Below are 17,128 nucleotides of genomic sequence, written 5' to 3'. Positions count from 1 at the left end.
GTCCGCTGGCGGGGGGCGATCAGGTGCCGGGCAGATTCTGCAGGCCGGCCTGAGCGGCCGCCCGCTGCAGGTGGGCGAGGAACTGCCGCACCACCGGCTTGAGCAAGGCTTCCTGCCGCACCATCGCGCCGAGGGTCATCTCCAGCTCGCCTTCCAGGATCGGGACGACCGACAGCCACGGCGCGGCGGCCGGGTGGCGCGCCAGCGGCAGCGGCATCAGGCCGACGAACTCGCCGCTGCAGATCAGCGTCATCAGGGCCAGCGTCGAATTGACCATCGCGGCCGGTTCGGGCGGCCGGATGCCGTGACGCGTGAAGAGCGTCTGCGCATAACCGGTGTGGCCTGAGACGCTGGTGTAGACCCAGCGCGCCTGCAGCAGGTCCTCCAGCGACGTGGCCTGGGCCAGCGGGCTGTCGCGTCCGACCACGACGGCCATCTGGATCGGCATCAGCGACTCGACATGGAACTCGCCGGCCGGCAGCGGCTCGGGGATCGGGCCGAGGGCCACGTCGATCTCGCCTTGCCGAAGGTCGCGCAGCTCGGCGATGTAGAGCTCCTCGCGGATCCGCAGCTGGATGTCCGGGAACTCGCGCCCGAAGGTCCGCAGCGTCTCGGGGATCAGCAACAGCACGGCCAGCGGCACGGCCGCGATGCCCAGCTCCCCGACCATGCGGCCGTTCAGGTGGTCGATCCGGACGACCGCGTCATCGAGTTCCCGCAGCGCCTTGCGCGCCTGCTCGACCAGCACGGTGCCCTGGGGCGTGGGGATCACGCCCTTGATGGAGCGCGTCAGCAGCGTCGTCTCCAGCTCGACCTCGAGTTCCCGAATCATCTTGGTCATGGCCGGCTGGGAAACACCGACGCGCCGGGCGGCCGCCCGCAGGCTGCCTTCGTCGACCGCGGCCACCAGCGCCTGCAGGGAGTTCAGCTTCATCCGGAAGATGATAACCAGGAGATATCACCCCCGCTTTTGATGGATCTTCACGTGCGTTTTTTGCATTTCTAGACTGCGCCGCACGGCTTGCGCTGCATCAAGAAAGCGACAGCCGACCACGCAAACAAGGGGAAAACATGGAAATCATGAAATGCAAACGGTTCTTCGCGCTGCTCGCGTGCGGACTCGCCACGGTGCTGGCTGCCTGTGGCAACGACAACGCCACCGCCGCAGCCGACGTGGTGCCTGACACGACGCTCGCGGTCGTCAAGCCCAGTTCCACCTGCGCCAGCCTGGCCACGCTGGACCTCACCGACATCGGCGGGGTGGGCAGCGTCGTCAGCTCGGCCACCGAGACGACGTCGACCCTCAACGGCGCGAGCGTCAAGTTCTGCACCGTCCAGGGCACGCTGGCACCGACGGTCGGCTTCCGCGTGAGCCTGCCGGTCGACAGCTGGACGCAACGGTCGCTGCACATGGGCTGCGGAGGGCTGTGCGGCAGCGTCAGCACCGCCGTCGAGCCCGGCCAGGCCTGGGGTTGCCCGCTGGCGCAGCAGGGCGGCTTCGTGCTGTCGGCCACCGACATGGGCCACAGCGGCTTCTCCAGCGCCTGGACGCTGGATGCGCAGAAGCGTGTCGACTTCGCCTACCGCGGCGTCCACATCACGACGCTGGCGACCAAGAAGCTGATCCAGGCCTACTACGGCCAGAGCCAGAAGTACGGCTACTTCGTCGGCTGCTCGGACGGTGGCCGCGAGGCGCTGATGGCCGCGCAGCGTTATCCCGCCGACTACAACGGGATCATTGCCGGTGCGCCGGCCTTCCACTTCCAGATCCAGAACTCGCTGCACCACGCCTGGCTGTCGCGTTCCAACCGCGACACCGGACTGTCGACCGGCGCGGTCGTGCTGCTTCCGGCCAAGGCCACCGTGCTGCACAACGCGGTGATGGCCGCCTGTGACGCGCTGGACGGCCAGACCGATGGCCTGCTGACGGATCCGCGCCGCTGCAGCTTCGACCCGGCCACGATCCAGTGCGCCAGCGGTGCCACCGACACCTCCACCTGCCTGACGGCCAGCGAGGTCACGGCGGCCACCCGGATCTATGCCGGTCCGCGTGATCCCGTGAGCAACCGCCGCATCCTGGCCGGCGGCCCGCAATACGGCTCCGAGAACCTGTGGGCCGGCGTCTTCCTGCCCGCCACCGCCACGGCCACCAACCTCTTCAGCGACATGATCGTCGCCAATGCCCGCAACCTGATCTTCACGGACGCGACGCCGCCGACGATCGACGAGCTCGAGTTCACCGAGGCCTTCCTGGCCCGGCTGCGGACCCGTCATCCGCTCAACGACGCGACCAACCCCGACCTGCGGGCCTTCCAGGCCGCCGGCGGCAAGCTGATCCTGTGGCACGGCTGGGCCGATCAGCACATCTCGCCGAGCTACACCGTCGCCTACCGCGAGGCGATGGTGAACACGATGGGCCAGACGCTGGTCGACGGTTTCTCGCGGACCTATCTGGTGCCCGGCGTGGGCCACTGCGGCGGCGGCGACGGTCATCCCAACATGGACCTGGTGACGAAGATGGTCGACTGGGTCGAGAAGGGCACGGCACCGGAGGCCATCACCACCGTGCGCACCGACACCGCTAACGCCGTCACCAGCGCCCGGCCGGTCTATCCCTATCCGGCCGTCGCGAAGTACGACGGCTCCGGCGACGTGAATGCCGCGACCAGCTACACCAAGGGTGCGGCACTGACCACCGCGACGACGGCGGACTGGGCCGCCAGCGACTGGTTCACGCCTTACGGCGCCGCGCCGCTCTGACCGGATCGTCGGGGAAACCATGATGCCGATGCGCGATCACCCCCGTGTTTGACGCATCTTCCTGAAGGGGGGGCGGTCTCCTAGACTGCGTGCCGCCCGCTTCGGCCCCCCAGGATCACGCATGAGCATCACCGGCCACACCCAGGTCTACTTCATCATCGGCGACCCGGTCTCGCAGGTCCGCGCACCCGAGGTCTACAACGCGCTGTTCGCGCGCCACGGCATCGACGCGGTGCTGGTGCCGATGCGGGTGGCGGCGGTCGACCTGCAGGGCTGGGTCCGCCATGCGCTGAAGGCGCAGAACGTCGGCGGGCTGTGGGCGACGATCCCGCACAAGCCCGCGCTGGTCGGGCTGGTCGACCGGATCGACCCGCTGGCCCGCGTGGCCGGCGCCGTCAACGCGGTGCGGCGTTGCGCCGACGGCAGCACCGACGGCGCGCTGTTCGACGGCATCGGCTTCGTCAAGGGCCTCGACCAGGCCGGCATCACCATCACCGGCCAGCGCGCGCTGATGCTGGGCGCCGGTGGCGGCGGCCAGGCGGTCGCCGCCGCGCTGCTGTCGCGTGGCATCGGCGAACTCGCGATCCACAACCGCAGCCGCGCCCGTGCCGAGGCGCTGGTGACGCAGCTGCAGGCCGAGGCCCGCGCGACTGGCTCGGCCAGCGTCATCCGCGTGGCCGACGACACCGATCCGGCCGGCTACGGGCTGGTTGTCAACTGCACCTCGCAAGGCCTGAAGGCCGACGACCCGATGCCGACCGACCCGGCCCGCATCGATGCCGGCGCGGCCGTGGTCGACATCATCATGAGCCGCGAACCGACGCCGCTGCTGCGCGCCTGCGCCGAACGCGGCATCGCCGCCCATGCCGGTTTCGAGATGCTGGTGCAGCAGGTGCCCGAGTACCTGCGCTTCTTCGGCCACGAGGCGCTGGCGCAGACGCTGCAGCACGACCTCGCCGAGGTGCGCACGCTGCTGCGGCCGCGTTGATGCTCCCTTGAGGCCCCCTTGAGGCGCCGCGCCTTCCCCGTTCAAGCCTTCACACCAGGCCGCAGAGGCCATCCACAGGAGACCCGCCCATGAACACGCATTCCACCCGCCGCACCGGCCTGAAGGCCGTCGTGGCCGCCGTGGCCGCCACCGTCGCCTCGCTGTCCGGCCTGCCGGCACAGGCGGCCGATGTCGTCAAGCTCGCCGCGCTGGTCGAGCTGTCCGGCGCGGGCGCGACCTCGGGCACCAACTTCAAGAACGGCATCGAGCTGGCGGTCAAGGAGATCAACGCGGCCGGCGGCATCCTGGGCCGCAAGATCGAGACGACCGTCTCGGACACCCAGAGCAACCCGGGCGTGGCCAAGGGCCTGGCGCAGAAGGCCGTCGACGACGATGTCTTCGCGGTGTTCGGGCCGGTGTTCTCGGGCTCGATCATGGTCAGCATGGCCGAGACGCGCCGTGCCGAGGTGCCCAACTTCACCGGCGGCGAGGCTGCGGCGATCACCAAGCAGGGCAACCCGTACATCTTCCGCACCAGCTTCACGCAGGACACCGCGATGCCCAAGGTGGCGCGCTACATCGCGCAGAACCTGAAGGCCAAGACCGTCGCGCTCATCTACGTCAACAACGACTACGGCAAGGGCGGCCGCGAGGCGCTGATGGCCGCGCTGGAGCCGCTGGGCGTCAAGATCACCGCCGACATCTCGACCGACCAGAACCAGCTCGACTTCTCGGCGCCGGTGCTCAAGGCCAAGCAGGCCAACGCGGACGTGGTGTTCGTCTACACCAACGAGGAAGAGTCGGCCCGCGCGCTGCGCGAACTGCGCAAGCAGGGCGTGACCAAGCCGATCGTCGGCGAGACCACGCTGGTCGGCCAGAAGGTCATCGAGCTGGCCGGCGAGGCCGCCAACGGCGCGGTCGCGCACGTCGGCCTGACGGTGGATGCGCCGTCGCCCGCGATGAAGGCCTTCAACGCCAAGTTCCAGAAGGAATACAAGTACGTCACCGACCACAACGGCATCAAGGGCTACACGGGCGTCTACATCCTGAAGGCCGCGATCGAGAAGGTCGGCAAGTTCGACCGCAAGGCGGTTGCCGCCGCGCTGCATGGCCTGAGCATCTCGGCGGCCAAGGAGCCGGGCGTCATCATGGACGTCAGCATCGACGCCAACGGCGACCTGGACCGCGAGAGCTTCCTGGTCGAGGCCCGCAACGGCGGTCAGGTGGTCAAGGAAGTGCTGCCCGCGCTGGGCCGCAAGTGAGGCGGGTGACGATCGAACGGACGGGCTCGCTGGAGGGCGCATGAACATCTTTGACGAGCCTAAGATCGACTGCCACAACCACGTGCTGGACCCCGTCCGGCACCCCTACGCCGACGACGTCGCCTACCGCCCGGCCGGGCAGGAGATCGGCACGCAGGCGCAGCACCGGCTGGTGATGGACAGCTACGGCATCCGGCACGCGCTGGTGGTCGGGCCGAACTCGGGCTACGGGTTCGACAACCGCTGCCTGCTCGATGCGCTGGCCCGCAGCGGTGGCCGCTACAAGGGCATCGCGGTGGTGCCCCTCGACGCCGGCCGCGACGAGCTGCAGCGGCTGCAGCAGGCCGGTGTCGTCGGCGTCGCCTTCAACGCGACGATCCACGGCGCCGCGCACTACCTCGGCAGCGCTGCGCTGCTGCGGCACCTGGCCGACCTGGGCCTGTGGATCCAGGTCCAGGTGACCGATGACCAGATGGTGCCGCTGGTGCCGCTGCTGCTCGACAGCGGTGCGGGCATCCTGGTCGACCATGCCGGCCGGCCGGTGCCCTCGCGCGGCCTGCAGCAGCCGGGCTTCCAGGCCGTGCTGGCACTGGCGCGCAGCGGCCGGGCGGTCATCAAGCTGTCGGGCCACCAGAAGTACTCGGCCGGGGCCTGGCCCTACGACGATGCCGAGCCCTACGTGCGTGCGCTGGTCGATGCCTACGGGCCGGACCACTGCATCTGGGCCTCCGACTGGCCCTTCCTGCGCGCCCCGGAACGGCTCGACATGGGGCCGCTGCTGCGGCTGGTCGAACGCTGGTGGCCGGATCCGGTCGCGCGTCGCCGCCTGCTGTGGGACAACCCGCGGCGGCTGTTCGGCTTCGGCGAGCCGGGCTGAGGCCAGGTCCGCCGCAGCGCCTTCAGCCGGCCGCGTCGAGGTTCGCGCGCACCCGCGCCAGCAGCGCCAATAGCTGCGCCCGCTCGTCGGCGTCCAGACCGGACACCGCCAGCGCAGCCAGCCGGCGGCGTTCGCGGTGCACGGCCTCGTGCAGCACGCGGGCGGTGTCGGTCAGGTGCAGGCGCTGGATGCGGCGGTCCTGCTCATCGGGCAGGGCGTCGACCAGGCCGCGCTCCTTCAGGCCATTGACCATCCGGGCGATCTGGCCCTTGTCACGGCCCCAGTGAGTGACCAGCTCGCTCTGCGCCGTGCCCGGATGACGCGCCAGGTGGCCCAGCAGCTTGCCCTCCATCGGCGACAGCTCATGGCCACCATCGCGCATGGCGCGGTGCTGGTGCGCCCGCACCGCATGCATCAGGCCGTGCACGGCTTCCAGCACGTCGGTCGTGGCCGACCCGGCCGCAGACTTGCCGGAATGGTTGACATGATCAACTTGTTTGCGCATGATGGATGACATTATCAACCATTCAGGCGGCTGACCGGCCGCCCGTGACATGAACGCCATCCACGATCCCTTCATGCCCCCGCGCACGCCGCGTGTCCAGCGCATCCGCCATGAACTCGTCCGCCGCGAGGTCGAGGTGCTGCGCACCGAACCGCTCAGCCCGCACCTGCTGGCCTTGACCTTCGGCGGCGAGTCGCTGGCGGGCTTCACGTCGCTGTCGTTCGACGATCACCTGAAGCTGATCGTCGAAGGCCCCGACGGCCAGACGCTGATGCGCGACTACACGCCGCGCCGCTTCGATGCCGAACGGCGCGAGCTGACGGTCGAGTTCGTGCTGCACGACGGCGGCGCCGCCAGCGCCTGGGCCCGCCGCGCGCAGCCCGGCACGCGCGCGACGATCGGCGGGCCGCGCGGCTCGATGGTCATCGCGATCGACCACGACTGGCACCTGCTGGCCGGCGACCTGAGCGCGCTGCCGGCGATCCACCGCCGGCTGGAGGAACTGCCGGCCGGCGCCCGTGCCCAGGTCGTCCTGTGGGTGCCGGACCCGGCCGACCGCCGCGCGCCGGTCAGCGCCGCCGAGGTCCAGCTGGAATGGGTCGACTCGGCCGAGACGCTGCTGCAGGCGGTCGGGCGGCTGCACCTGCCCGCCGGCGAAGGCCACGCCTGGGCCGCAGGCGAGGCCGCCACGATGGCCCGGCTGCGGCAGGTGCTGGTCACGCACCACCGCCTGCCGCGTGAGGCGCTGCGCGTGTCGGCCTACTGGAAGCCCGGCGCGGCGGCCTTCCACGAGTCGATCGAGAACTGAAAGAACCGGTCCTGAATCGGCTCGGGGTGCAGCGGTCCGGCCCCGGTCGTCGTGAATACCGCACGCCCGGGCAAGCCACGGGCGGGACAGGCCTGAAGGTTTGGGCGACATTGACCGAAGACACGACGTCGGTTGATCCCATGCAGTCCCTTCCAGACGGTTCGTTGCAGCATGTGGTGCACGTCCACGTCGAGTCCTGGCCCTGGCCCCATGTCGATGCACAAGCAGTACCCGGGCGCGTTGACGCGCCGCCAGATGTCCCGTTGGATGGTGGCCAGTCCGCTGGTCGCCCTGTTCGGCGCCGCGCCCGCACAGGCCATGGAGGCGCCCAGGGGGCGTGTGCTGCTGAGCGTCAGCGGCGCGATCTCGCGTGGCAACGCCGGTGACGGCGCGAGGCGTTTCGAGTTCGATGCCGACATGCTCGACGCCCTGCCGACCCGGGTGATCCGCACCCGGACCCCCTGGCACAAGGGCGTCGTCAGCTTCTCCGGTCCCGCCCTGTCCGAGGTGCTGACGCGGGCCGGTGCCAGCGGGCAGATGCTGCAGATGACGGCGCTCAACGACTACCAGGTCCGCATGCCGGCGGGGGAGGTGCTGGTGCACGATCCGATCCTGGCGCGGCGCGCGGACGGCTCGGTCCTGTCGGTGCGCGACAAGGGGCCGCTGTTCCTCATCTTTCCGTTTGACGAGGATGAGCGGACCCGCAACGACACGTTCTACGCCCGGTCGATCTGGCAGCTGAAGGCGATCGAGGTCCGATGAGGAACCTCCTGCCATTCGAGCGTTTCCGGGCCGGCGCGGCGCTGGTCGTGGCGCTGGTGCTGGGCATCGGCTGGCTGCAGTACTGGCAGTGGAACCGCTTCGAGGCCGCCGTCAGCGAGAACCGCGCCAGCATCGAGTGGGACGTGTTCCAGCTGCAGGCCGAGCGCTACAAGATGCTCGCCAAGCTCAACGAGGCCCTGCTCACGCACGGCGAGCCCGAGGTGATGGACAGCCTGGCGCTGCGCTACGAGGTGCTGATCAGCCGGCTCGAGATCATGCGTTCGGGCACCGGCCCGCGCGAGGCCTTCCGCCTGCCCGAGAACCGGCCCTTCTTCGAGCGCATGGAAGCCTTCGCGGCCGAAGGGGATGCGTACTTCGGCGTCGGCGGCGAGCCGGGCGGTCACGGGCCGGCCTTCGACGAGCTGCGCGTGCGTTCGCTGCGGGCCGGGCTCGAGGGTATGGGCGGCTCGATGCAGGACCTGATCCTCAACATCAACACGATCCACAAGGACATGGCCCTCGAACGCCACGCGCAGCTGCGCCAGCAGGCCGTGGTCTCGGGCATGACGGCGCTGGCCTTGTCGATCCTGGTCGGCGCGATGGGCCTGCTCGCCTTCCGTCAGCTGGTGAAGGCGCGCCAGAACAACGCGGCCCTGACGGCCAGCGAGCGGCGTCTGACCGGCCTGATCGACACCGCCAAGGACGCCATCATCAGCATCGACGCGTCGCAGCGGGTGATCGTCTTCAACTCGGCCGCCGAATCGATGTTCGGCCGGACCGCCGCCGACATGATCGGCCAGCCGCTGGACCTGCTGCTGCCCGAGCTGCCACGCTCGATCGGGCCGCTGTCGGGCCTGACGGCGATGCGCGCCAGCGGCGAGGTGTTCCCGATCGAGGCCTCGATCTCGACCTTCGACGCCGGCGGTCAGGCCAGCGACCTGGTCATCATCCGCGACGTCACCGAGCGCGAACGCGCCTTCCAGGCCCTGCGCGAGAGCGAGAACTCGCTGCGCGAGGCGCAGCACCGGGTCCAGCAGCTCGCCTACTTCGACAGCCTGACGCAGATCCCGAACCGGACCCGCTTCGTCGAGGAGGTCACGACCACGCTGCAGGACGCCAACGCCCGGCGCAACCTGGGCGCCGCGCTGCTGATCGACCTCGACAACTTCAAGGCCATCAACGACAACTGGGGCCATCGCAGCGGCGACAAGCTGCTGGTCGAGATCGCCCGCCGGCTCGTGGCGACGCTGCCCGTAGGCACCTTCGTCGCCCGGCTCGGCGGCGACGAGTTCATCGCCGTGCTGACCGGCCTGGGCGCCGAACCGCAGGCCGCATCCGACCGGGTCGCGGCCACCTGCCGCGGGCTGCTGGCGGCGCTGTCGGCGCCGTTCCTGCTGGAGGAGCGCGAACACGTCTGCTCGGCCAGCATCGGCGTGGCGCTGTTCGGCGATGCGCCGATGAGCGCCGACGACCTGCTCAGCCGCGCCGACTCGGCGATGTACCAGGCCAAGGCCGACGGCCGCGACGACTTCCGCTTCTTCGACCAGCAGCTGCAGGCCCGGCTGGTCGACCTGTCCGAGCTGGAAGCCGACCTGCGCCTGAGCATCGCGCGCCAGGAGCTGGCGCTGCATTTCCAGCCGCAGGTCGATGCCGACGGGCTGACCATCGGCGTCGAGGCCCTGCTGCGCTGGTTCCACCCGACCCGCGGCCCGGTCTCGCCGGCCGTGTTCGTGCCACTGGCCGAGAGCAGCGGCCACATCCTGCAGCTCGGGCCGTGGATCCTGCAGACCGCCTGCACGCAGCTGGCGGCGTGGTCGCACGACCCCGACCGCGCCGATCTGTCGATGGCGGTCAACGTCAGCGCGCGGCAGTTCCACCATCCCGAGTTCGTCAACCAGGTCGTCGCCGCACTGCGCCGGTCGGGCGCCAACCCGAAGCGCCTGAAGCTGGAGCTGACCGAGAGCGTGCTGGCGCAGGACCTGCACGTCATCGCGCAGAAGATGTCGGCGCTGAAGGCGCTGGGCGTGACCTTCTCGCTCGACGACTTCGGCACCGGCTACTCGTCGCTGGCCTACCTCAAGCGCCTGCCGCTGGACCAGATCAAGATCGACCGCGGCTTCGTGCGCGGGCTGCCCGACAACGCCAACGACGCGGCCATCGTCCGCACCGTCATCGCGCTGGGCCAGCAGCTGGGTTTCGAGGTCATCGCCGAGGGCGTCGAGACCCAGGCGCAACGGGCTTTCCTGGCGCGCCACGGCTGCGAGCTGTTCCAGGGCTACCTGTTCGGCCGGCCGGTGCCCGCCGATGAACTGGCGCCGCCGACCGAGGCCGGGCGGGTGGTGTCATCCTGAGGCGGACAGCGGGCTGCTATAAGCCTTCCCTCAACCCAACCGAGGGAAAACCATGGGACTGTTCGATTCCGTCGCCGGCCAGCTGCTGGGCGCCGTCACGCAAGGGGCCGGGGAGGGCGCAGGCCCTGCCGGGCTGGCACAGGCCATCGGCGGCCTGCTGGACCATCCGGAGGTCGGCGGCCTGCCGGGGCTGGTGAAGACCTTCGAAGGCCAGGGCCTGGGCGGCCTGATCCAGTCGTGGATCGGCACCGGCGCCAACCTGCCGGTGTCGGCCGAGCAGATCCAGTCGGTGCTCGCCAGCGGCCCGCTGCAGGGCATCGTCCAGCAGCTCGGCCTGTCGCCGGACACGCTGGCGCAGCTGCTGCCGCAGGTCATCGACCACCTGACGCCGGACGGCCAGCTGCCGGAAGGCGGATCGGGTGGCGGCCTGGACCTGTCGGCGCTGGGCGGCCTGCTCGGTTCGCTGGGCGGACGGGGCTGAGGACGACCGGGCCGGACCGCTTCAGGCGGCCACGGCCAGGATCACGTCCGACGCCTTGATCAGCGCGGACACCGCGCAGCCGGGCTGCAGGCCGAGGTCGAAAACGGCCTGCTGTTCGACGATCGCGACGATCGTCAGCGCACCCGCCGCCACGGTCACCTCGGCGTTGACCGCGCCGGGATGGATCGTTCGGACGGTGCCGTCGAGGCGGTTGCGGGCCGAGACGGCCTGACCCTCGCCAAGGCCGGTCGCCAGCATCACCGCCGACGACTTCACCAGCGCCATCACCGACTGTTTCAGCCGCAGCTGCAAGGCCTCGGTGCTCTGGCGCGTGACGATGACCGACAGGCGCTGGCCGCCCGGCAGGTCGATCTCCACCTCGTCGTTGACGGCCCCGGCGCGGATCGCCGCGACGCTGCCGATCCACTGGTTGCGTGCGCTGGTCTTCATGTTGAGGGCCTGGAGGATCGAGAAGTCCTGGTCCAGGTCGAGCGCCCGGAGGTCCAGCAGGTCGAGGAAGCGGCGATGTATGGCCTCGATCTGGTCGTAGCGGTCGAGCAGCCGCCGGCCGTGGTCCGTCAGCGCCGTGCGGCCACCGCCCTTGCCGCCGCTGATGCGCTCGACCAGCGGTGCGCTCGACAGCGTGTTCATCGCGTCGATCGCGTCCCAGGCGGCCTTGTAGCTCATGCCGTAGGCCTTGGCCGCCTGCGTGATCGAGCCCTGCTGGTCGACCGCGCGCAGCAGGCCCATGCGGACCGCGCCGGCCAGGTCCTGGTCGCCGACCGACAGCCAGACCGAGCCGTTCAGCGCGAGTGGTGGCGGGGTGGGGCGGCGGGCGGTCTTCATCGCAGCGGCTCCAGTTCGGGCCCGTCTGCCGGCAAGGGCGCCTCGACGACGCGGCCATGCTGCAGGTGCACGACCTGCTCGGCCAGCTCGGCCACGTCCTCGTCGTCGTGGGTGATCAGCAGCATCGGCAGGCGCAGGTCCTGCTGCAGCGCCTTCAGCTCGCGGCGCAGCTGCCGGCGCAGCGCCCGGTCCAGCGCGGCGAAGGGCTCGTCGAGCAGCAGCGCACACGGTTCGTTCACCAGCGCCCGGGCCAGTGCCGTGCGCTGGCGCTGACCGCCGGAGATCTGGTGTGGCAGGTGGTCGGCGACGGCTTCGAGGTGGAAGTCGCGCAGCCAGCGTTCGGCGACCGCGTCGCGCGCCTGTCGCGACGGATTGAACAGCCCGCGCAGACCGCCGCAGCGGCGCGCGAAGCTGATGTTCTGCCGCACGCTGAGGTGCGGGAACAGCGCGTAGTCCTGGTAGACATGTGCCAGCCGGCGTTGCTGCGGCGACAGCCACAGGCCGCTCTGGCTGTCGCTCAGCACCCGCCCGGCGACCTCGACACGCCCGGCGTCGGGCCGGCCGATGCCGGCGACCAGGCGCAGCGTCTGGCTCTTGCCGGCGCCCGACGGACCGAACAGCACGACCCGGCTGGCGTCGCTGCGCAGCCGGACGTCAAGGTCGAAACGTGCCGACTCGTGGCCCGGGCCGGGATGCAGGCGCTTGCGCAGCGCGAGGTCCCAGGTCGTCATGCGCCGCCCCTTGCCACGACCCGGCCGGGCACCAGCCGGCCGGCGCTCAGCAGCACCGCCAGACAGGTCACCGAGGTGATCGCGACCAGGAAGCTGGCGCTGTCGTCCTGCCCGGCCTGCACCGCCTCGTAGACCGCGATCGACAGCGTCTGCGTCTTCCCGGCGATGCTGCCGGCGACCATCAGCGTGGCGCCGAACTCGCCCATTGCGCGGGCGAAGGCCAGCAGCAGCCCGGCCAGGATGCCGCGCCAGGCCAGCGGCAGCGAGACCCGCAGGAACACCGCGCCTTCGCCGAGGCCGAGCGAGCGGGCGGCGTCCTCCAGCTGCGGCTCGACGTTCTCGAACGCCGCGCGTGCGGCCTTGAACACCAGCGGGAAGGCGACGATCGCCGCCGCGATCACGGCCGCCTGCCACGTGAAGATCAGCCGGATGCCGAAGTGCGCCAGCAGCCAGCCGCCGATCGGCCCCTGGGTACCGATGACGACCAGCAGGTAGTAGCCCAGCACCGTCGGCGGCATGACCATCGGCAGCGTCAGCGCGGCGTCCAGCAGGTCACGGCCGGGCCAGCGCCAGCGCGCCATCGCGTAGCCGGCACCGACCCCCAGCACGAGGTTGATCAGGGTCGCCCAGCCGGCCACCTTCAGGGTCAGCAGCAGGGCAATCCAGGCACCGTCCAAGGTTGACGCTCCCGCCGGTTCAGGGCTTGCCGAAGCCGTGTCGCGCCAGCACCGCCTGCGCCGGGGCAGTCTGCAGGAAGGCGATGAAACGTGCGGCATCGGCGGGGTTGGGCGCAGCGGCCAGCGCGGCGATCGGGTAGCGCACCGGCTTCGGCGTCGGCACGGTGAAGGCCACGCGGACCTTGTCGGGCATCACGGCGGCATCGGTCGCGTAGACGAAACCGGCGTCGACCTCGGCACGGGCGACGTAGTCGAGCGCCTGACGCACGGTGGTCGCGCCGATCATCTTCGGCTCGATCGCGCCCCAGAGCTTCGCGGCTTCCAGCACGCCGCGGGTGTAGCGCCCGACCGGCACGCTGGCCGGCAGGCCGATCGCGATGCGCCCGTAGGCCGGCTGGGTCAGGTCCGCCAGCGACTTCGGCAGCGCCGCCGCCGCGCCCGGCACGATCACGACCAGCGTGTTCGACACCAGGTCACGCCGGCTGCCGGCCTTCAGCAGACCCTGCGCCTGGGCCTGGTCCATCGTCTCCTCGTCCGCGCTGACGAACACGTCGACCGGTGCGCCCTTGGCGATCTGCTGCAACAGCGCCCCGGAGGCGCCGAAGTTCAGCAGCAGCTTCGATCCGGGATATGCGGACTCATACAGCGGTGCGATGTCCTTGAACGCGTTCGTCAGGCTGGCAGCGGCCGAGACGGTGACGTCGGCGGCGTGGGCACCCGGGCTTGCGCACAGGGGTACGAGGCCGATGATCAGGCTTGCCAGCGACGGGAACCGTGAACGGGGCATGGCGTATCGGGGAAGAAAAGCGCGATGTACGAGTGTATATCGCGGCTCCGATCAACCACCCTTTTCGGGGCGCCCAAAAGCGAAAAGGCCCAGCACCTTGCGGTGCTGGGCCTTCAGATCCTGGTGCCGGCAAGAGGAGTCGAACCCCCGACCTTCGCATTACGAATGCGCTGCTCTACCAACTGAGCTATGCCGGCTTCGGCGAAAGACCGCGATTCTAGGGTGAAAACGGTGGGGTGATCAAGCGGGGCTGTGGTGGGCCTGTCGACGCGGGGACGGGCGCTTGCCGGAAATGTCACGCGCGGCATTCGCAGGCGCTGCGGGTGCGGCCGGCGTGAGGGCGTCCTGCAGCCGACGCGCGAGTTCGACGGGCTGGAACAGCGCGGCGCTGCGGTGGCGGGAGATGGCGGCCTGACGGGCGGCGAGCAGCTCGCGCGGCTGGCGCAAAGCGGCCAGCGCGGCCTGTTGCCAGGCGGCCAGATCGGCGTGCAGCGCGCCGTCGTCCGAGGCGGCCTGCAGCAGCCGCGACAGCCGCCCGCTCGGCTCGGCCAGCGCGACGACCGGCACGGCGGCTGCCAGCGCCTGGGCCAGCGGGTCGGGCAGCAGCGCGTCGTGCCAGTCGGGTGCGAGCTGCAGGTAGAGGTCGACTGCCATCAGCCCGCCGTGGCGCAGCGCGTGGGCATGCGCGTCCGGGTCGAGGTGATGCAGACGGACCGGGTCGACGCCAGCGGCCGTGGCGCGCTCGACCAGCGCCGCGCGCACGGCATCGTCGGCCGGCGCCAGCCACAGATGGGCCGGCGCGCAGGCCTGCAGCAGCGCGAACAGCGCCGACAGCGTCTCGCCCGACAGCGTCCAGACGGGCGCCAGGCAGGCCAGCACCGGTGCCTTGGCCGGCAGGCCCAGGCGTTCGCGCCAGCGCGGGCGCATGGGGCTGGCGGACTGCAGCGCGTCGGCCGGTCCGGCGCAGGCGAGCGTCAAGGGCCACGGGCTGACGTCGGTGACGTCGCAGCGGTCGAAGGCGGCCAGGCGCAGACCTTCGGGCAGTCGTGACCACAGACCCGGGCGGGCGTGGCAGCCGTCGCCGTCCAGGTCGACCAGCGCATCGGGTTCCAGGCTCAGCACCTGCCGCGCCAGTTCGGCGTCGCTGGCGGCGCCCAGGTCTTCCGCGTCCAGGCCGGTCGGGGTCGGCGCCCGACCGTCGTCCTGCGGCGCCGACCAGTGCCAGACCTGCACGTCGTGACGGTTGCGGTCGTGGCGGGCCAGCAGGCTGCGCAGGCGATCCTGATGGCGCACCAGCGCGGCCGGCGATCCGACATAGGCCAGCCGGGGGCGCCGATGGCCGAGCGAACGGCGTTCCGGTGCCGGGCCGGCGCGATCGGTGCGCGCGGCCGGGCGCAAGGCGCGGCGCGTGCGGTCGTCCAGCAGCGGCGCCAGCGCGCACCACAGCGCGGTGTCGGGCGCTTCATCGTGCGGGTCGACGGCGCGGGCTGCGGCCAGCGTCGCGGCGGCCTCGCGGGCCAGGTCATCGGACGGCGCCCGCGCCGGATCCGCCAGCCGCAGCTGCGCCCACGCTTCCAGTTTCAGCCGGGCGCGATCGGCCGGCGCGTCGGGGGTCTCGGGCGTCGCCTGCAGGGCCTTCTGCAGCACCTCGCGGCCACGGGACATCTGGCCGCGCAGCCGATACAGGCGAGCCAGCGCGGCCGCCGCCTCCGCATCGCCCGGGCGACGTTCCAGGCAGCGGCGCAGGCAGGCCGCCGCCGCGTCGGTGTCGCCCAGCGCCGCATGGGCACGGGCCGACAGGCGCAGCGCCAGCGGATGGCTGCGGTGGTCGTCGGGCATCTGGCGCAGGCAGGCGTCCAGGTAGGACAGCGCGGCATCGGGCTCGCCGGCGCGCACCAGCAGACGGGCCAGCGCCAGCTGCCAGTCGGTCTCGCGCGGCTGGTGGCCCAGGCCGTCGCGGTACAGCGTGATGGCGACGTCGGTGTCGCCGTGTTCGTCGTGCAGGCGCGCCAGCGGGCCGCGCACCGCCGCGTCCTGCGGGGCCAGCGGCAGCGCGCGGGCCAGGGCCTCGCGGGCGGCGTCCGGGCGGTCGAGTTCCAGCCGCAGCAGGCCGAGGCTCTTCCAGCCGTCCGGCCAGGCGGGCGCGACCTCGGTGACGCGGGCATGGCAGCGCTCGGCCCAGGCCAGCTGGCCGGTGGTCTGGCCGATCAGGCCGAGCAGCCGCCAGGCGTCCGGGCGTTGCGGGTGGCTGATCAGCAGCTGGACGGCATGGGCGCGGGCGGCGTCCAGGGCGCCTTGCTGGCAGGCGTTGATGGCCTCGACCACGCCGGCCAGCGCGTCGTCCGGTGCCAGCTTGCGCAGGGCATGGCGGCGCGACGGCGCCCAGGCCGCGAGCGCGCCGGGCAGGTCCTGCAAGGTGACGACCGGCAGGTCGCCCAGCGCCGGTGGCGGGCTGGCGACCGCGTCGTCGCCGCTCGCCACCAGCCACCAGACCGGCTTGCCCAGCGCCCAGGCCAGCGTCGCGGCCTCGCGCTGGTGGGTGATCAGCAGGTCCAGCGTCGCCATCCGGCGGGCCAGCAGCAGGCGGTCGGTGTCGGCGGCGGCGAGATCCGGCCAGCGACCCAGGCGCCGGGCGCGCGCCGCGTCGTCCAGGCCGGCGACCGGCTCGCGCCACTGCCAGGCGACCAGCTTCAGCGGGCCGGCCAGGCCGTCGAGCAGGTCCATCGCCGGACCGCCCACCGCATCGTCGGCCAGGCAACTGCCGATCCACAGCGTGTCGGCTCGTTCGGGCTGGCCCTGGGTATCGGCCTCGTCGAGCAGGCTGGTGACGTAGGCGGCGCCCAGGTGCAGACGCGGCCAGGGGCCGTCGGCGACCGGTTCGAGCAGCGCCGGCAGGTCGGCCAGCGGGATCCAGGCATCGACCGCCGCGATCAGGTCGGGCGGCGCGTCGGCCGGATCGGGCAGCGCGTCGGGCGTGTCGCCGTCCGGTGTCGGCCAGACCGCCCAGACGCCCCAGACGCGCGACAGCCAGTCGACCTGCGTCGTGCCCAGCCGCAGCAGCACGCGGATGCCGCGCCGCGCCAGCGTGGCGAAGGCATCGGCGCTGGCCAGGTTGGCGGCCAGATCCGGCCCGGCCAGGATCAGCAGCGCACGTTGCGGCGGCAGGTCGGCGCCTTGCCAGCGTGGCCAGGGCAGGGCGGCGGCGCTCGGGCCGTCGCGGGCGGGTTCGGGGGTCGGGGACGACATGGGAAGGGGCATGGATGAAGGGTTCCAGGTGCCTGCGCGTTCCCGTC

At 71.5% G+C, this 17,128-nt stretch carries 15 protein-coding genes and 1 tRNA gene; 8 read left to right on the top strand and 8 right to left on the bottom strand.

Annotated features, from left to right (window positions below; all coding sequences use genetic code 11):
* Positions 1–19: 19 nt before the first annotated feature.
* Entirely contained in the window at positions 20–934 is a 915-nt protein-coding gene (locus ACWA7K_RS09500) for a LysR family transcriptional regulator (RefSeq protein WP_456167913.1), read from the bottom strand.
* A 146-nt stretch (positions 935–1,080) separates the two neighbouring features.
* On the opposite strand from ACWA7K_RS09500, the gene ACWA7K_RS09495 reads away from it, so the two are divergent.
* From ACWA7K_RS09495 to ACWA7K_RS09480, 4 genes are all read left to right on the top strand, one after another.
* Positions 1,081–2,760 (top strand): tannase/feruloyl esterase family alpha/beta hydrolase, encoded by a 1,680-nt coding sequence (locus tag ACWA7K_RS09495; protein ID WP_456210430.1) that lies wholly within the window; start codon positions 1,081–1,083, stop codon positions 2,758–2,760.
* Positions 2,761–2,881: 121 nt separating this feature from the next.
* Positions 2,882–3,748, top strand: a complete 867-nt coding sequence (locus tag ACWA7K_RS09490; protein ID WP_456167909.1) for a shikimate dehydrogenase family protein — start codon at positions 2,882–2,884, stop codon at positions 3,746–3,748.
* Between the two features lie 89 nt (positions 3,749–3,837).
* Entirely contained in the window at positions 3,838–5,010 is a 1,173-nt protein-coding gene (locus ACWA7K_RS09485; RefSeq protein WP_456167907.1) for an ABC transporter substrate-binding protein, read from the top strand.
* A 40-nt stretch (positions 5,011–5,050) separates the two neighbouring features.
* Entirely contained in the window at positions 5,051–5,887 is an 837-nt protein-coding gene (locus ACWA7K_RS09480; protein WP_456167905.1) for an amidohydrolase family protein, read from the top strand.
* A gap of 22 nt (positions 5,888–5,909) precedes the next feature.
* Here ACWA7K_RS09480 and ACWA7K_RS09475 read toward each other — a convergent pair whose 3' ends face one another.
* Positions 5,910–6,392: a MarR family winged helix-turn-helix transcriptional regulator gene (locus ACWA7K_RS09475; protein WP_456167903.1), complete on the bottom strand. Its 483-nt coding sequence runs from the start codon at positions 6,390–6,392 to the stop codon at positions 5,910–5,912.
* 49 nt (positions 6,393–6,441) lie between these two features.
* Here ACWA7K_RS09475 and ACWA7K_RS09470 point away from each other — a divergent pair, with 49 nt between their 5' ends.
* The 4 genes from ACWA7K_RS09470 to ACWA7K_RS09455 all read left to right on the top strand — a co-directional run bounded on the left by ACWA7K_RS09470 (position 6,442) and on the right by ACWA7K_RS09455 (position 10,794).
* A complete protein-coding gene (locus ACWA7K_RS09470) occupies positions 6,442–7,200 on the top strand; it encodes a siderophore-interacting protein (RefSeq protein WP_456167901.1) in 759 nt (252 codons plus the stop codon).
* Between the two features lie 210 nt (positions 7,201–7,410).
* Positions 7,411–7,962 carry a hypothetical protein gene (locus ACWA7K_RS09465; protein ID WP_456167899.1) on the top strand — a complete coding sequence of 184 codons (552 nt, stop codon included), beginning with the start codon at positions 7,411–7,413 and terminating at the stop codon, positions 7,960–7,962.
* Entirely contained in the window at positions 7,959–10,313 is a 2,355-nt protein-coding gene (locus tag ACWA7K_RS09460) for a putative bifunctional diguanylate cyclase/phosphodiesterase (RefSeq protein WP_456167897.1), read from the top strand. Before ACWA7K_RS09465 ends, ACWA7K_RS09460 begins: the two co-directional genes overlap by 4 nt.
* A gap of 52 nt (positions 10,314–10,365) precedes the next feature.
* Positions 10,366–10,794, top strand: a complete 429-nt coding sequence (locus ACWA7K_RS09455) for a YidB family protein (RefSeq protein WP_456167895.1) — start codon at positions 10,366–10,368, stop codon at positions 10,792–10,794.
* A 21-nt stretch (positions 10,795–10,815) separates the two neighbouring features.
* On the opposite strand, the gene ACWA7K_RS09450 is transcribed toward ACWA7K_RS09455, so the two are convergent.
* The 6 genes from ACWA7K_RS09450 to ACWA7K_RS09425 all read right to left on the bottom strand — a co-directional run bounded on the left by ACWA7K_RS09450 (position 10,816) and on the right by ACWA7K_RS09425 (position 17,081).
* Positions 10,816–11,640 carry a TOBE domain-containing protein gene (locus ACWA7K_RS09450; protein ID WP_456167893.1) on the bottom strand — a complete coding sequence of 275 codons (825 nt, stop codon included), beginning with the start codon at positions 11,638–11,640 and terminating at the stop codon, positions 10,816–10,818.
* Complete coding sequence (locus tag ACWA7K_RS09445) at positions 11,637–12,371, bottom strand: sulfate/molybdate ABC transporter ATP-binding protein (RefSeq protein ID WP_456167891.1); 735 nt, start codon at positions 12,369–12,371, stop codon at positions 11,637–11,639. Before ACWA7K_RS09445 ends, ACWA7K_RS09450 begins: the two co-directional genes overlap by 4 nt.
* The gene (modB, locus tag ACWA7K_RS09440) at positions 12,368–13,048 is read right to left on the bottom strand and encodes a molybdate ABC transporter permease subunit (RefSeq protein WP_456167889.1); all 681 of its coding nucleotides are present in this window, start codon (positions 13,046–13,048) and stop codon (positions 12,368–12,370) included. The genes ACWA7K_RS09445 and modB overlap by 4 nt, the downstream gene beginning before the upstream one ends.
* 19 nt (positions 13,049–13,067) lie before the next feature.
* Complete coding sequence (gene modA, locus ACWA7K_RS09435) at positions 13,068–13,835, bottom strand: molybdate ABC transporter substrate-binding protein (protein ID WP_456167887.1); 768 nt, start codon at positions 13,833–13,835, stop codon at positions 13,068–13,070.
* Positions 13,836–13,956: 121 nt separating this feature from the next.
* A tRNA-Thr gene (locus ACWA7K_RS09430) sits at positions 13,957–14,032 on the bottom strand.
* 43 nt (positions 14,033–14,075) lie between these two features.
* Complete coding sequence (locus tag ACWA7K_RS09425; protein WP_456167885.1) at positions 14,076–17,081, bottom strand: tetratricopeptide repeat protein; 3,006 nt, start codon at positions 17,079–17,081, stop codon at positions 14,076–14,078.
* Positions 17,082–17,128: the final 47 nt, after the last annotated feature.

The sequence above is a fragment of the Leptothrix mechoopdaensis (SeqCode) genome (assembly GCF_053893855.1).
The sequence above is the reverse complement of the archived record's forward strand: the minus strand, read 5'-3'. Positions and strand labels throughout refer to the sequence as shown.

Excerpts from the sequence above, each read along its gene's own strand:
- ACWA7K_RS09460 (WP_456167897.1), top strand. The coding sequence starts at position 7,959 with ATGAGGAACCTCCTGCCATTCGAGCGTTTCCGGGCCGGCGCGGCGCTG.
- ACWA7K_RS09475 (WP_456167903.1), bottom strand. The coding sequence starts at position 6,392 with ATGCGCAAACAAGTTGATCATGTCAACCATTCCGGCAAGTCTGCGGCC.
- ACWA7K_RS09465 (WP_456167899.1), top strand. The coding sequence starts at position 7,411 with ATGTCGATGCACAAGCAGTACCCGGGCGCGTTGACGCGCCGCCAGATG.
- ACWA7K_RS09445 (WP_456167891.1), bottom strand. The coding sequence starts at position 12,371 with ATGACGACCTGGGACCTCGCGCTGCGCAAGCGCCTGCATCCCGGCCCG.
- ACWA7K_RS09425 (WP_456167885.1), bottom strand. The coding sequence starts at position 17,081 with ATGTCGTCCCCGACCCCCGAACCCGCCCGCGACGGCCCGAGCGCCGCC.
- modA (WP_456167887.1), bottom strand. The coding sequence starts at position 13,835 with ATGCCCCGTTCACGGTTCCCGTCGCTGGCAAGCCTGATCATCGGCCTC.
- ACWA7K_RS09490 (WP_456167909.1), top strand. The coding sequence starts at position 2,882 with ATGAGCATCACCGGCCACACCCAGGTCTACTTCATCATCGGCGACCCG.
- ACWA7K_RS09470 (WP_456167901.1), top strand. The coding sequence starts at position 6,442 with ATGAACGCCATCCACGATCCCTTCATGCCCCCGCGCACGCCGCGTGTC.
- ACWA7K_RS09500 (WP_456167913.1), bottom strand. The coding sequence starts at position 934 with ATGAAGCTGAACTCCCTGCAGGCGCTGGTGGCCGCGGTCGACGAAGGC.
- ACWA7K_RS09495 (WP_456210430.1), top strand. The coding sequence starts at position 1,081 with ATGAAATGCAAACGGTTCTTCGCGCTGCTCGCGTGCGGACTCGCCACG.
- ACWA7K_RS09480 (WP_456167905.1), top strand. The coding sequence starts at position 5,051 with ATGAACATCTTTGACGAGCCTAAGATCGACTGCCACAACCACGTGCTG.
- ACWA7K_RS09485 (WP_456167907.1), top strand. The coding sequence starts at position 3,838 with ATGAACACGCATTCCACCCGCCGCACCGGCCTGAAGGCCGTCGTGGCC.
- ACWA7K_RS09450 (WP_456167893.1), bottom strand. The coding sequence starts at position 11,640 with ATGAAGACCGCCCGCCGCCCCACCCCGCCACCACTCGCGCTGAACGGC.
- ACWA7K_RS09455 (WP_456167895.1), top strand. The coding sequence starts at position 10,366 with ATGGGACTGTTCGATTCCGTCGCCGGCCAGCTGCTGGGCGCCGTCACG.